The sequence below is a fragment of the Halomonas sp. S3-1-1 genome (assembly GCF_023757625.1).
Classification (GTDB): Bacteria; Pseudomonadota; Gammaproteobacteria; order Pseudomonadales; family Halomonadaceae; genus Vreelandella.
In genome coordinates this window covers 157053-171557 of the sequence record NZ_JALGBZ010000004.1, presented here as the reverse complement: position 1 = coordinate 171557, position 14505 = coordinate 157053, and the positions used below count along the sequence as shown (strand labels likewise).

At 60.3% G+C, this 14505-nt stretch carries 13 protein-coding genes; 10 read left to right on the top strand and 3 right to left on the bottom strand.

Annotated features, from left to right (window positions below):
- Positions 1–106 precede the first annotated feature (106 nt).
- On the top strand, positions 107–1318 hold the full coding sequence (locus MQW23_RS13260; RefSeq protein ID WP_252108678.1) for an EAL and HDOD domain-containing protein: 1212 nt from the start codon (positions 107–109) through the stop codon (positions 1316–1318).
- Positions 1319–1328: 10 nt separating this feature from the next.
- Here MQW23_RS13260 and MQW23_RS13255 read toward each other — a convergent pair whose 3' ends face one another.
- The gene (locus MQW23_RS13255; protein WP_252108677.1) at positions 1329–1652 is read right to left on the bottom strand and encodes an HlyU family transcriptional regulator; all 324 of its coding nucleotides are present in this window, start codon (positions 1650–1652) and stop codon (positions 1329–1331) included.
- 99 nt (positions 1653–1751) lie between these two features.
- Positions 1752–2972 (bottom strand): argininosuccinate synthase, encoded by a 1221-nt coding sequence (locus MQW23_RS13250; protein WP_252108676.1) that lies wholly within the window; start codon positions 2970–2972, stop codon positions 1752–1754.
- A 211-nt stretch (positions 2973–3183) separates the two neighbouring features.
- Between MQW23_RS13250 and rnt the strand changes: the two genes are divergently transcribed.
- Both rnt and MQW23_RS13240 read left to right on the top strand, forming a co-directional pair.
- On the top strand, positions 3184–3852 hold the full coding sequence (gene rnt / locus MQW23_RS13245; RefSeq protein WP_252108675.1) for a ribonuclease T: 669 nt from the start codon (positions 3184–3186) through the stop codon (positions 3850–3852).
- A 133-nt stretch (positions 3853–3985) separates the two neighbouring features.
- Positions 3986–5245 (top strand): 6-phosphofructokinase, encoded by a 1260-nt coding sequence (locus MQW23_RS13240; protein ID WP_252108674.1) that lies wholly within the window; start codon positions 3986–3988, stop codon positions 5243–5245.
- Between the two features lie 81 nt (positions 5246–5326).
- On the opposite strand, the gene MQW23_RS13235 is transcribed toward MQW23_RS13240, so the two are convergent.
- Positions 5327–7039: a bifunctional protein-serine/threonine kinase/phosphatase gene (locus tag MQW23_RS13235; protein ID WP_252108673.1), complete on the bottom strand. Its 1713-nt coding sequence runs from the start codon at positions 7037–7039 to the stop codon at positions 5327–5329.
- Between the two features lie 349 nt (positions 7040–7388).
- On the opposite strand from MQW23_RS13235, the gene ppa reads away from it, so the two are divergent.
- The 7 genes from ppa to fis all read left to right on the top strand — a co-directional run bounded on the left by ppa (position 7389) and on the right by fis (position 14456).
- Positions 7389–7919: an inorganic diphosphatase gene (ppa, locus tag MQW23_RS13230; protein WP_252108672.1), complete on the top strand. Its 531-nt coding sequence runs from the start codon at positions 7389–7391 to the stop codon at positions 7917–7919.
- A 150-nt stretch (positions 7920–8069) separates the two neighbouring features.
- Complete coding sequence (gene dsbD / locus MQW23_RS13225) at positions 8070–9893, top strand: protein-disulfide reductase DsbD (RefSeq protein ID WP_252108671.1); 1824 nt, start codon at positions 8070–8072, stop codon at positions 9891–9893.
- 283 nt (positions 9894–10176) lie between these two features.
- Positions 10177–10650: an acetyl-CoA carboxylase biotin carboxyl carrier protein gene (gene accB / locus MQW23_RS13220; protein WP_252108670.1), complete on the top strand. Its 474-nt coding sequence runs from the start codon at positions 10177–10179 to the stop codon at positions 10648–10650.
- Positions 10651–10680: 30 nt separating this feature from the next.
- Positions 10681–12021, top strand: a complete 1341-nt coding sequence (gene accC / locus MQW23_RS13215) for an acetyl-CoA carboxylase biotin carboxylase subunit (RefSeq protein WP_252108669.1) — start codon at positions 10681–10683, stop codon at positions 12019–12021.
- 87 nt (positions 12022–12108) lie between these two features.
- Positions 12109–13020 carry a 50S ribosomal protein L11 methyltransferase gene (gene prmA, locus MQW23_RS13210; RefSeq protein WP_252108668.1) on the top strand — a complete coding sequence of 304 codons (912 nt, stop codon included), beginning with the start codon at positions 12109–12111 and terminating at the stop codon, positions 13018–13020.
- Positions 13021–13104: 84 nt separating this feature from the next.
- Positions 13105–14145 carry a tRNA dihydrouridine synthase DusB gene (gene dusB, locus MQW23_RS13205; protein WP_252108667.1) on the top strand — a complete coding sequence of 347 codons (1041 nt, stop codon included), beginning with the start codon at positions 13105–13107 and terminating at the stop codon, positions 14143–14145.
- Positions 14142–14456, top strand: coding sequence for a DNA-binding transcriptional regulator Fis (fis, locus tag MQW23_RS13200; protein ID WP_442908606.1), 315 nt, complete (start codon positions 14142–14144; stop codon positions 14454–14456). The genes dusB and fis overlap by 4 nt, the downstream gene beginning before the upstream one ends.
- Positions 14457–14505 lie beyond the last annotated feature (49 nt).

Sequence of the window (14505 nt, the reverse complement as noted above, 5' to 3'; positions counted from 1 at the left end):
TAGAGCGTTTTTAGTCAATATCTCCTTTTGTATATAGATGGTAATCCCATCTTCCTATAATCTTGTGCCTAAGAACTGTTTGACCATGTCAAGGAGCTGTATAGCCGTGAAGGGGACATCAACAAACGAAGCGGCTGCTCACAGTAGCTACACCATCGCCCTTCAGCCTATAGTTGATAAGGATCTGAACCACATAGCCGATGAACTGCTTTATAGAGGGCGAGCCAACGATCAACAAGCACATATAGATGACGATGTGCAGGCGACTGCGCGCGCATGTGCCGTTGCAATTTATGAAATAGGGCTAGAAAAGCTTTGCGGCCCCCGAAAGCTATTTATCAATGTATCAGAGCAGTGGCTTCTCGACCCTAGTCTCTATTCGCTACCTACCGAACAAGTGGTGCTCGAGATTCTGGAAACGACGCCTCCCACCAAGGAGGTCAAGCAGGCATTGCAGGCCTTAAAGGATTTGGGATATGTCCTTGCCATCGATGATTTTCAAACAAGCCAGGATCACGAGTCCCTACTAGACTATTGCGGTATCGTAAAGCTCGATGTATCAACCGATCTCTCTATCGAACTGATTGAACGCTTGAAAAATAGAGGACTAACGTTACTGGCCGAACGTGTCGAGACGCACGAAGAGTACGAGCGCTTCAAGGCACTAGGGGTTTCACTGTTTCAAGGGTACTTCTACGAGCGTCCCAAGACGCAACGAGCACACAACGTTCGCCGCTCATCATCCAAAGCCAATCAATTGCGCATTATCTCGAAACTGTATCGATCAACCATCAATATTTCGGAGATTAGCGCCTTGATTGCCCAGGATCCTTATTTGATTGATGCAGTATTGAGAAGGGCAAATTCGGCGAGCAAGGGGCTGTCGCAACCCACTTACAAACTCAATACTTGCATACAGCGTTTAGGAATCAACGAACTTAGGATGCTTGTGACGGTTGTGCTGCTTGCCAATAATGGCCCAGCAAGCAAGCTTAACCTGATCAACGGGCTAACCAAAGCCCTGGCCTGTGAGCAAGTGGCCGCAGAAAGGCGTATGGATGAAGAGGAAGGCTTTGTACTCGGGCTTTTTTCACATATGCCCATCATCATGGGAATAAGCCTGGATGCCCTGATGAAGGAACTTCCACTGGGGAATGACTTTTTTGCGGCGCTGGTTGATCGAAAAGGAAAGCTTGGGAAGCTGCTCAACGATATCGAGCTCGCCGAGCAGGGAGAGTCATCGAAAATCACCTCCGATACACTTCTGGTTGAGGCCGCAGCGCGAGCCCGCTCTCTCGTCGACAGCTCTTTCGCCTGATCAGCAGGTATTACCGTATATCCCCTGCCACCCTTGGATCGGGCTCGAACATGGCGTCGCCCACCTCATCGATATAGCGCTTGGCCTTGGTGACCATCATCTCGTCGCAGGCCTGGCGCGACGGCAACATGTCAGAGCGCTCGAAGCGGTGCTCGCGCGTTTGGCTATCGCCGATGGTTTTACTGATAGTACCGCTGACCCGGTACTGCCCGCTCTGGGCGTCCGGCGTGGAGACGATCGCGTAGTCGCGATAGATCACCGGCTCAGAAGCCTGGGAAGCGGAGGCAGGCTTCTCGCTTCCGCCCATCAACGCCGATAGAAGTTTTTTGAACATGACGCTCTCCAAAATCGATTGACTGACACCCGTTTTGCATGAAAACGGCCAGTCAGACTGGCCGTTTTCACAAACGTTAAGCGTGCATCAAGAGGCGGCTCAGCTCTGTTTGCGGCCCTTGCCAGCGGCGATGCGCAGGCGCAGCGCGTTGAGCTTGATGAAGCCTTCGGCGTCTTTTTGGTCGTAAGCGCCGGCGTCATCCTCGAAGGTCGCGATCGACTCGTCGAACAGCGACTGCTCGGACTTGCGGCCCACTACGGTGGCGTTGCCCTTGTAGAGCTTCATGCGCACGACGCCAGAGACGTTGCCCTGCGTTTCGTCGATGGCGGCCTGCAGCATGCGCCGCTCCGGGCTCCACCAGTAGCCGTTGTAGATCACTTCGGCGTACTTCGGCATCAGCTGATCTTTCAGGTGCGCCTCTTCGCGGTCGAGTGTGAGCGACTCGATGGCACGGTGAGCGCGCAGCATGATGGTGCCGCCGGGAGTTTCGTAGCAGCCTCGGGACTTCATACCGACGTAACGGTTCTCGACGATATCGAGTCGGCCGATGCCGTTGTCGCCGCCGAGCTTGTTGAGTTTCTCGAGCACTTCGTGGGGCTTGAGGGGCTCATTGTCGATCGCGACGATATCGCCCTTCTCGAAGGTCAGCTCGATGTAGGTCGGCGTCTCGGGCGCCTCTTCCGGCGAGACGCTCCAACGCCACATATCTTCTTCGGCTTCCGCCCAAGGGTCTTCCAGAATGCCGCCCTCGTAGGAGATGTGCAGCAGGTTAGCGTCCATCGAGTACGGTGATTTCTTTTTCTTGCTGGAGAAGTCAACCGGGATATTGTGCTCTTCGCAGTAGGCCATCAGCTTTTCGCGCGAAGTCAGGTTCCACTCGCGCCAGGGCGCGATGACCTTTACGCCGGGCTTAAGCGCGTAGCCGCCGAGCTCGAAGCGTACCTGGTCGTTGCCCTTACCGGTCGCGCCGTGGGAGATCGCATCGGCGCCGGTTTCGTTGGCGATCTCGATCAGCCGCTTGGCGATCAAGGGGCGTGCGATGGAAGTGCCGAGCAGATACTCGCCTTCGTAGATGGTGTTGGCGCGGAACATCGGGTAGACGTAATCGCGCACGAACTCTTCGCGCAGATCTTCGATGTAGATCTCTTTCACGCCGAGAGCCTGCGCTTTGGCGCGCGCCGGCTCGACTTCCTCACCCTGGCCGATGTCGGCTGTGAAGGTCACGACCTCACAGTTATAGGTCTCTTGCAACCATTTGACGATTACGGATGTGTCCAGGCCGCCTGAATACGCCAGCACAACCTTTTTGACATCGGACATTCTTGACTCCTTTGGGTTAGCAAAGCCCGCTTTTGACATCGGACTTTATCGAATGAGTTAAACCAAGAGTATAGCGCTCTCAAAGAGCCGGGAACACCGTCAACGACGCCGCTGGGGTAAAGCTGCTAGAATCAGGGCACTGTTAGCGAACGCCTTCGCTATCCCCGACCGACGACTTCTTTACCGACTACTCGCTTTTAAGGAGAGCTGCATGAGCGAGGCAATAGCCCGCGACCTGATGGCCCAGCGTTTTCGCAGTTACCTACCGGTCGTCATCGATTTGGAAACCGGCGGCTTCAACGCCCAGCAAGATGCGCTGCTCGAAATCGCCGCGGTGACCCTGACGATGGACTCCGATGGCAATCTGCTGCCCGATGATACCTACTCGTATCATATCCAGCCTTTTGAAGGTGCCAACGTCGAGCAGTCCGCGCTCGATTTTACCGGCATCAACCTGGACGACCCGCTCAGAAAACAGATCGCGCTCTCCGAGGCCGACGCGCTCGGCGAAATCTTCAAGCCGATCCGCAAATCGGTCAAGGCGCACAACTGCTCTCGCGCCATTTTGGTCGGGCACAACGCCGCCTTCGACCACGGCTTTTTAAACGCCGCTTCCGCTCGCTGCAACGTCAAAAGAAGCCCCTTTCACCCTTTTTCGAGCTTCGATACCGCAACGCTTGCGGGCTTCGTTTACGGGCAAACGGTGCTGGCCCGGGCCTGCCGCGCAGCGGGCATCGAATTCGATAACAAGGCGGCGCACTCGGCGCGCTACGACACCGAACGCACCGCCGAGCTCTTTTGCACCATGGTCAATCGCTACAAGGATTTGGGCGGCTGGCGCCTGGCCCAGCAGGAGCAGGACCTGGATACACCAGAGTAAGCACTCGCCCAACCATACCTGGGTCTGATGCAGTACTGAGCGCTTTACGCTAAAATCCCGCCGTTTACGATGCGACCGGCCGGACTCACACGACCGGCCACGCTCTTTTTTGATCAGGAGTTAAAAGGTTTCCATGGCTCAGCACAACGCCTTCTACGCCCAGTCCGGTGGCGTCACCGCCGTCATCAACGCAAGCGCCTGCGGCGTGATCGAAGCCTGCCGCCAGGCGCCCGACCAGATTGGCAAGGTCTACGCCGGTCACAACGGCATCATCGGCGCGCTGACCGAAGATCTGATCGACGTCACCCAAGAGAGCGACGACGCCATCGCCGCACTCAGACACACGCCGGGCGGTGCGTTCGGCTCGTGTCGCTACAAGCTCAAGGATATCGAGACTCACCGCGCCCAATACGAGCGCCTGATCGAGGTGTTTAAAGCGCACGATATCCGCTACTTCTTCTACAACGGCGGCGGCGACAGTGCCGACACCTGCCTGAAAGTCTCGCAGCTTTCAGAAAAGCTCGGCTACCCGCTCACCGCCATCCACGTGCCGAAAACCGTGGACAACGATCTGCCGATCACCGACAACAGCCCGGGCTTTGGCAGCGTGGCCAAGTATATCGCCACTTCGACTCGCGAGGCGTCGCTGGATATCGCCTCGATGTGCGCCACCTCGACCAAGGTGTTCGTGCTGGAAGTGATGGGCCGTCACGCGGGCTGGATCGCCGCCGCCGGCGGGCTGGCCGGTGAAGGTGAAGGCGAGCCGCCGCATCTGGTGATCTTTCCGGAGATCGCCTTTGATCGTAAGGCCGTCATGGCGCGGGTCGACGAGAGCGTTAAGAAGTACGGCTATTGCGTGATCGTGGTCTCGGAAGGCGCGCGCTACGAAGACGGCACCTTCCTGGCGGACGCCGGTAACACCGACGCCTTCGGTCACCGCCAGCTCGGCGGCGTGGCGCCTACGCTCGCCGGCATGGTGAAGCAGGATCTGGGCTACAAGTACCACTGGGCGGTCGCGGATTATCTGCAGCGCGCCGCGCGCCACCTGGCCTCCAAAACCGACGTCGAGCAGGCCTACGCCGTGGGCCGCGAGGCCGTGAGCCTGGCGCTAGCGGGCAAGAACTCGATGATGCCGGCCATTCGCCGTATCTCGCAAACGCCCTACCAGTGGGATGTGATCTCGGCGCCGCTGTCGCAAATCGCCAACCAGGAGAAGTTCATGCCACGGGACTTCATCTCGGACAACGGCTTCGCCATCACCCAGACCTGCCGCGACTACCTCTCGCCGCTGATCCAGGGCGAGGACTTCCCGCCTTTCGAGAACGGCCTGCCCAAGGTCGCCAAACTCAAGCTTGCCAAGGTCGAGCAAAAGTTGCCCACCTTTACCCTCTGAGCGCGATCGAATCGCCGGTAACGACCAATAAAAAAGCGGGGCGATGACACCATCGCCCCGCTTTTTTGTGTTCACTAATCGCTAGCGTAAAAGCCAGGAGAGCACGAGTAACAGCAGCAAAATACCCGCCACGCCCTGCCAAAAGCGCCGGGGCTCGCTTCGCATTTCAACGTGGGCCACGCGGCCCAGCGGTAAGCGAAGCGCGTACAGAAGTTCCGACATTTTACGAAAGCGCAGCGCCCGCTGCGGGTCCAGCGCCCGGCGCAGCGCGTCGTCCAGCGCCGGGGTGATCTCCGGGTTTGCGCTGCGCGCGCTTTTATAGGCAAGCGACTCGAGGTCAGTGTGGCTTCTAAGCCGGTCCGGGGTCAGCGTGTAGGGCAGCGTGCCGGTTAACAGCCAGTAAACGGTGGAGGCCAGCGAGTACTGATCGCTTCGCCTTCCAACGCTGTCGCCAAGCGCATACTCGGGGGCGGTATGCTCGGTAAAGCCCACCTGGCGCAACAGCTCGCCGGAGTTACGGTGGCCTTCCATGTCGCGCATGTGGCAGGCGCTAAAGTCCGCCAGCACTACTTTGCCGTGGGTATCGATCAGCACGTTGTCCGGCGAAATTTGCTGATGAATGATGTCGCGATGGTGCAGCGCCTGCACCGCCTTACCAAGTTGGTTGGCGATGTCCAGGCGCTGCTTCAGACTCGCCTGGGGGTGGCGGTCCGCCCACTCTCTGAGCGTTTCGCTTTCGACGAACGCCATCAGATAGTAAAGGTAGCGCCGGGGTCTTGATGGCTCGATCACCCGCACCACGAAGGGCGAATTGACCCGCTCCACGACCCACTGCTGAAGCAGAAAGTGCTCGAGATAGGCGTTTCGCAGCGAAAGCTCGGGACTGGGTGCCTTCATCACCATCTGGCGCTGGGAGTGGACGTCGCGCACCTGGTAGACGCGGGATTGGGCGTTGCGCGATAAAACGCGCTCCACTTCCAGCCCGTCGAGGCGCTGGCCCGAGGAAAGCTCTGGCGGAATGGGCAGATCGCCGTAGATCAGCGCCGGGTCGTCCTCGGTCTCTTCCGGCAGCTCGTCGATGCGCAGTATCTGAAAGCAGAACTGGTCGCCGCCGTAGCCGCGCTCCTGGGCGCGCTGCTTGGCCTCGCTTGCCAACCGCTCGCAGGCGGCGTCCAGGTCGCTAGCGTTTTCGCGGATCAAGCGCACGTAGTCGGAGGGCATGAGCGTGCCGCGAACGCCTTGCGTGGTGAAGACGAAAAAGTCGCCCTGCTTAAGGTTGATCAGGCTGTAATCGATGTCGAGGCTGCCATCCATGCCCAGCGCCCGAGAAGGATAGCGATAGCCGCCCACGTCGGTGACATGGTCTCGGGTGAGCTGCTCGAATTCAGCGCCGCGCAGGCGAAACACCAGCGTATCGCCCATGTGAAAGAGATTGGCTTCGCCGCCTCTGAAGATCATCGCCGACATCGAGGAGACGAAGCTGCCCTCCTTGACGTGCTGGCTCTGGCTGTAGCACCAGCTATTGAGCGCCAGCATCACCCGAGTGGCCGAGGTCTTGATGTCCCAGTGCTCGGGGGTGGAATAGTAGTCGGCCATGAAGCCGCGCACGCTCAGGTCACCGGCCTGTTTGGCCATGGTATTGCGCGACAGCGAATCGCTGATCACCGCGCAGGCGCCCTTGAGATTGAGCAAGGGGGTATCGGGCACGCTCACGGACATGGAGCTTCTGTGCTTTCGCCGGTCCGGGGCGACGAAGGCCTGGCCGTAGCTGATCAGTAACTGAGCGTGCCCCACTGTATTCTCCTTGGCCTTACGTGCTACGTCACTAAGGTACGTCGACAAAAGGCGTCGCGTCCAATGCACCGGGCGCGTCCCCGAGCGCTCCATCGAAGTTCGCTATCATACACGCTGCGCGTTGGTAGCGATGCCCCGCCGATGGTCGGTATCGCCAAACGACCGCTCCGCCCTGGTAAAGGCACCAGCGCCTTCAAGGAGGCTTGAAATTTGGCGCTCGAGCGTCGTTGAATTGGTAATCAGCGGCGCTTGTTCGTATAATTCGTCGCAATTACGCAAGACATCAATCGCTTAACCCATCACCTAAACCACCGCTTAAATCACGCACGTCAAAAGCCAAGGATTGAAAATGAACTTCGACCACATCCCCGCTGGAAAGGATCTGCCCAACGATATTTTTGTTGCGATCGAAATTCCGGCTAACCACGCGCCGATCAAGTACGAAATCGACAAGGATATGGGCGCGCTGCTGGTTGACCGTTTCATGGCAACGCCGATGTTTTATCCGGCCAACTACGGCTTCATTCCGCACACCCTGGCTGACGACGGCGACCCCCTGGACGCGCTGGTCGTGACGCCGCACCCGGTCGCACCGGGTAGCATCATTCGCGCGCGCCCCGTCGGCATCCTGAACATGACCGACGAAGCCGGCGAAGACGCCAAGCTCGTCTGCGTGCCGCACCCCAAACTGAGCACGCTTTACGATGACGTCCAGGAAGTCACTGACCTTCCCGAACTGCTTCGCCAACAGATCGCCCACTTTTTCGAAAACTACAAGGATCTCGAAAAAGGCAAGTGGGTCAAGGTTGAGTCCTGGGAAGGCGTCGAGGCCGCGCGCAAGGCGATCGAAAAATCCGTGGCGGCTTACGAGAAAGCGTAACGACTCGTTGGCCCACCGTGAAAGAAGCCGCCTTAGGGCGGCTTCTTTCGTTGGAGCGCCGGCGTATATCGGCGCGTCATGTCACCGCAGTCGCTACGCTCACCGTCTCCGGTCTGCTATCCTGGCCGGGTACGTTTTCAGGAAGCCGCCGTGTTATCGATCAAACGCTTACTTTGTCTTGCCCTGCTAATCATCCCCCTGGGCGCGCAGGCGCAGTTTTTTTCCAGCAGCGGTCAGTCCGATTTTCTTCCGGTACTCGAGGCCTTTGAAAGCCAGGCTTGGCACGATGGCGAAAGGGTTTACGTCGGCGTCGACATCGCCGACGGCTACTATCTCTACCGCCATCAGCTCGGCCTTGAAGGCGCCGGACTCGAATCGCTTGAGATCCCCCAGGGCGAAGCGCATACCGACGAGTTCATGGGCGAAGCCCAGGTGTTTCGGGATCAGCTGGTGTTTCAAGCGCCGCTGGTCGAGACGCACGACGGGCCGATTTCGCTCGAGTTTCGCTTTCAGGGCTGCGCCGATGCCGGGCTCTGCTATCCGCCGGAGCAGATCACGCTCGAGGCAGCGCAAACCACCGTGCCGCCCGCCTTTGCCGATGCCCTTGATGCCGGCGACACCGCCGCTTCTGTCGATGCGCAGCCGGATTTTAGGGCGGTGCAAAGCGAGGACGGGCGCTTTAGCGCGCTGATCACTGAGGCGAGCCTGCCGCTGGCGCTCGGCCTTTTCCTTTTGGCCGGCATCGGGCTGACCTTCACGCCCTGCGTGCTGCCGATGCTGCCGATTCTCTCGTCGATCATCGTCGGCCAACATCCGACCCGGCCGCGGGCGTTTGTGCTCTCGCTAAGTTACGTGCTGGGCATGGCGACGACCTACGCGCTCGTCGGCGTATTGATGGGGCTTTTCGGTGCCGGGCTCAATCTACAGGCCCGGCTTCAGTCGCCGCCGGTACTGATCGGCTTTGCCGCTCTTTTCACCCTGTTCGCGGTTGCCATGCTGGGCGCGTTCAACCTGAGCCTTTCCCCCAAACTCGCCAGCCGGGTCGAACGCTGGCAAGCGCGCGCCCAGCAAAGCGGGCCGATGGGGCTTGCGCTTGCCGGCGCGCTTTCGGTGCTGGTGGTGTCACCATGCGTGACCGCGCCGCTGGCCGGGGCGCTGGTGTTCATTTCGAGTACCGGTGACGCGCTGATGGGCGCGGCGATACTGTTCGCGCTCGGGCTCGGCATGGGGCTGCCGCTGCTGCTGGTCGGCACCTTCGGCACGACGCTGCTGCCGCGCTCCGGGCCCTGGATGAACGGGGTCAAGACCACGTTTGGGCTATTGCTGTTTGGCGTGGCCATCTGGATGGTCGAGCGGTTGATCGCCCCGCCCCTGGCGCTGCTGCTATGGGCGGCGCTGGCCATCGCCACCGCGCTGACGCTCGGAGCACTGGCCCGCGCCACCGACGGCTGGGCGCGGGCGCGCCAAACCCTCGGGCTGATGCTGCTGGTATGGGGTGGCGCGCTGGTGCTTGGTGCCGCGGCCGGCGGTGACGACCCGCTACGTCCGTTAAATCTTGCGACCACGTCGCTCTCGACCGATCAACGTGACGAGGCGCGCACCTTCGAGACCGTCGAGGGCCTTGATGGGCTTGATGAGGCGCTGGCGCGAAGCGACGAACGACTCGCCTTCGTTCACTTTACCGCCGACTGGTGCATCTCCTGCAAGCTGATGGAGCGCGACGTCTACCCTGACTCGCGAGTAATCGACGCCCTCGAGGGCATGGCGCTGATCGAGGTCGACGTCACGCAGACGACGCCCCAAACCCGCGCCGCCCTGGATGCCTTCGATTTGTTCGGGCCGCCGAGCCTTCTGTTTTTCGACGGTGACCGCGAAATTCGCCAAGCACGTATTCAAGGTGAAGTCGATGCCAAAGCGCTTGCCGACCACCTTTCTTCGCTCAAGCGCTCCTTAAAAGCGACACCGAGCGCCTGATGCAAATCGTTTTGCCTTGATGACGCCGTTATAAGCAGTAGTAATTTTGGGTGCGGGCAGTTGACGCCCATCGAGGGTCCTACGCTGGACAATGTCGGCGTTTTTCGGCAAACTCCGCTCCCAATAGCATTAGCGGCGGTTTTAAGGCATAAAGGTCTGTAACGTTCGTTAACGTGTCGCTTTTCGTTCATTTTATCGTTGGGTTTACTGCGCCCTTCGGCGCGTCCTTTGACGGCGTGCCGGGGCGGATTTATTAACTGTTCAACACTACCGGGGCCCAGCAATGGATATTCGCAAGGTTAAAAAGCTGATCGAACTGCTCGAAGAATCCAACATCAGCGAGATCGAGATTCAGGAAGGGGAAGAGTCGGTGCGCATTAGCCGCCATCCGGACGGCACCAGCTGGCAGCCCCAGCCGATGCCTCAGTACGGCTACCCGAGCCACGCACAGCCCGCGCCGGCCCCCGCCGCTCCCGCGTCAGGCGGTGACGCTGGCGCAGAGGCTCCGGCCAAAACCTACCGCGGCGAAGCGGTCAACTCGCCCATGGTCGGCACCTTCTACCGTAGCCCGGCGCCGGGTGCGAAGTCCTTCGTCGAGGTGGGCGATACCGTCAAACAGGGCGACACGGTGTGCATCGTTGAAGCCATGAAAATGATGAACCAGATCGAAGCCGATCGCGACGGCGTGGTAGAGGCCATCCTGGTGGAAGACGGCGAGCCGGTGGAATTCGATCAGCCCATGATCGTTCTCGCTTAATCTTTCATTTCAATACGGGTGGATTCTCCCATGCTGGACAAGGTACTTATCGCGAATCGCGGCGAGATTGCCCTGCGCATTCTTCGCGCCTGTAAAGAGCTAGGGATCAAGACCGTTGCGGTGCACTCCAAAGCCGATCGGGATCTGATGCACGTGCGTCTGGCCGACGAAGCGGTCTGCATCGGGCCAGCGCCGTCGGCGCAGTCCTACCTCAACATTCCGGCGCTGATCAGCGCCGCCGAGGTCACCGATTCGAGCGCCATACACCCCGGCTACGGCTTTTTGTCCGAAAACGCCAATTTTGCCGAACAGGTCGAGCGCTCCGGTTTCACCTTCATTGGCCCCCGCGCCGAGACCATCCGCCTGATGGGCGATAAGGTCAGCGCCATCGAGTCGATGAAAGCCGCGGGCGTGCCGACCGTACCCGGCTCCGACGGCCCGCTGGGTGACGACGACGCCGCGAACCTGGCAACCGCCAAGCGCATCGGCTATCCGGTGATCATCAAGGCCGCCGCCGGCGGCGGTGGCCGCGGTATGCGCGTGGTGCACACCGAAGGGCATCTGCTCTCGGCCATTACCGTGACGCGCACCGAAGCCAGTGCCGCGTTCGGCGACGGCACGGTGTACATGGAGAAGTTCCTCGAAAAGCCGCGCCACGTGGAAGTCCAGGTACTGGCCGACGGTCAGGGTAACGCCATTCACCTTTATGATCGCGACTGCTCGCTTCAGCGCCGCCACCAAAAGGTGCTGGAAGAGGCCCCGGCACCGGGCATCGACCCCGAGGCGCGGGCCAAAGTGCTGCAGTCGTGTCGTGACGCTTGCATCGAGATCGGCTACCGCGGCGCCGGCACCTTCGAGTTTCTTTACGAGGACGGCGAGTTCTTCTTCATCGAGATGAACACCCGCGTTCAGGTCGAGCATCCGGTCACCGAAATGGTCACCGGCGTCGATATCGTCAAGGAGCAGCTGCGCATTGCCTCCGGGCTTCCGCTGTCGATTAGCCAGGATGACGTGCAGATCAACGGCCACGCCTTCGAGTGCCGGATCAACGCCGAAGACGCGCGCACCTTCATGCCTTCGCCGGGCAAGGTGACGCTTTTTCACGCGCCGGGCGGGCTTGGCGTGCGCATGGATTCACATATGTACACCGGCTACAGCGTACCGCCGCATTACGATTCGCTGATCGGCAAGCTGATCACCTGGGGTGCAACCCGCGAGACCGCTTTGACGCGGATGCGCAACGCCCTCGACGAGCTGCTGGTAGAAGGCATCAAAACCAATATCGACCTGCAAAAAGACCTGGTGCGCGATAGCTACTTCCGCCAGGGCGGCGTCAATATTCACTATCTCGAGAAAAAGCTCGGCAGCTAATACGGCGCGTGCTTGAAACGGGGTGGCCTGGCCACCCCGTTATCGTTTCTCCCGACTCAAATTCGACCCTCATTTTCGGAGAGTGCCATGCCCTGGCTACAGCTTCGCGCCCACGTTGCCCCGGAGCAGGCAGAACTGCTCGAAGAGCTTTTGCTGGAAGAAGGCGCCACGGCCATCGGCCTTCAGGACGCCGAGGACGATCCGGTGTTCGAACCCGACCGCGGCACCACCCCGCTTTGGCAGGACACCATCCTGACCGGCCTTTACGACGATCTCGAAGGGGTCGATGCGATGCTTGGTCGCATCGAGGCAGCCTGGGCGGAGCAGATGCCCGGCGAGGCGTGCCCCGCCATCGACTACGAGCTGCTGGCCGATCGTGACTGGGAGCGCGAGTGGATGGACGACTTCTCGCCGCTCAAAATGGGCGAGAGGCTCTGGATCGTACCAAGCTGGCACGAGCCGCCAGAGCCCACCGCGGTCAACCTGATTCTCGACCCAGGCCTGGCCTTCGGCACCGGCACGCACGCCACCACCGCGCTGTGTCTCGAGTGGCTCGATGGCTTGGCCGTCGAGGGCCAACTCGATGACAAAACCGTGCTCGATGTCGGCTGCGGTTCGGGGATTCTCGCCATCGCCGCGCTCAAGCTCGGCGCCGCTCGCGCCGACGGCACCGACATTGACCCCCAGGCGCTTCAGGCCAGCCGCGAAAACGCCGAGCGCAATGCCATCGCCGAGCAAAGGCTCTCGCTTTACTACCCGGAGCAGCTCGAAGGCGAAGGCTACCCCGTGGTGACCGCCAACATTCTGGCCGGCCCTCTGGTCGAGCTCGCGCCCACCATCGCGGGCTACGTGGCGCCTGGCGGGCACATCGCCCTCTCCGGCATCCTGGCCAACCAGGCCGATGACGTGGTGAAAGCCTACGAGGCCGAAGGCATCGTGATTGACGAGCCGGCCCTCAGGGAAGGCTGGGTACGCCTGACCGGCAAGCGCCCAGGTTAATTGCCGCATGGCCTTCACGCTCGCGGCGCTGCGGCGTATCATACGCCCCTTTAATGCGCCTAACGCTTGCTCGATACCAACACCATGACGCAACCTTCTTCAACGCTTTTGACCATCGGCGACTATCAGCTGCAAAGCCCGGTCATGTTGGCGCCCATGGCCGGCGTGACCGACCGCCCGTTTCGCAGGCTCTGCCGACGCCTTGGCGCGGGCTGGGTCGTGGGCGAGATGGTCACCGCCGACCCTTCGCTTTGGAACACCCGCAAATCGCGCCTGCGTATGGATCACCAGGGCGAGCCCTCACCTCGCGTGGTGCAGATCGCCGGCGGTGACGCGGTGATGCTCGCCAACGCCGCCAGGCTTAATGCCGAGCTCGGCGCCCAGGTGATCGATATCAACATGGGGTGTCCAGCCAAGAAAGTGTGCAACAAGGCGGCGGGCTCGGCGCTGATGCGTGATGAGGCGCTGGTGGCGGAGATTCTCGAGGCCGTGGTCGGCGCGGTGGACATTCCCGTAACGCTCAAGATTCGCACCGGCTGGTGCGCCGACTCCAACAACGCGCTGGCCGTTGCACGGATTGCCGAATCCAGCGGCATTCAAGCGCTGGCGATCCATGGTCGCCACCGCGAACAGCGCTATACTGGATTGGCCGAGTACGACACCATCGCCGAGGTCAAATCAAAACTGTCGATTCCCGTGATCGCCAACGGCGATATCACCTCGCCAGAGAAAGCGGCGTTCGTTTTGCGCCACACCGGCGCCGACGCGCTGATGGTCGGCCGCGCCGCTCAGGGTAACCCGTGGATTTTCGAACAGATCAATCACTTCCTGGCGCACGGCGAACGGCTCGAGGCGCCCTCGCTTGCTACGCGGCGCGACGTTCTCGACGAGCATGTCAAAGCTCTGCACGCTTTCTATGGCGACACCATGGGCGTTCGCATCGCGCGCAAACACCTTGGCTGGTACCTCGATGAGGACACGCGCTTTGATAGCGCCCAACGCAAGACCCTAAAACAACAATTCAACGCGCTCGGTACGCCAAAGGCACAGTTTGAATGGATCGACAAAGCAATGACGCCAGACGCCGCGGCGCACCTGCTCGCTAAAGGAAGCCATGCTGCATGAACGAACGTTTCTTGATGAACAGCGAATTGACCCCGCTTTGCCAACCGCCGTCAGGCGCGCAGGAGCCGCCTCAACCGCTCAGAGAAGCCGTGGAGAGCGCGATGCGCCGTTACTTCGAGCATCTCGATGGCAGTCAGGCAACTGATCTGTACGCCATGGTGATGGCCGAAGTAGAGGCGCCGCTTTTGGCCTGCGTGATGGATCACACCGACGGCAACCAGACCCGCGCCGCCGACGTACTGGGTCTTAACCGCGGTACGCTGCGCAAAAAACTCAAGCAATACGGTCTTATTGAAAGTGACGCCCCTTGAGTGGGGCGTCGTCGTTTTTAATCCCTGACTCTTTTCACCCCCTGACTTC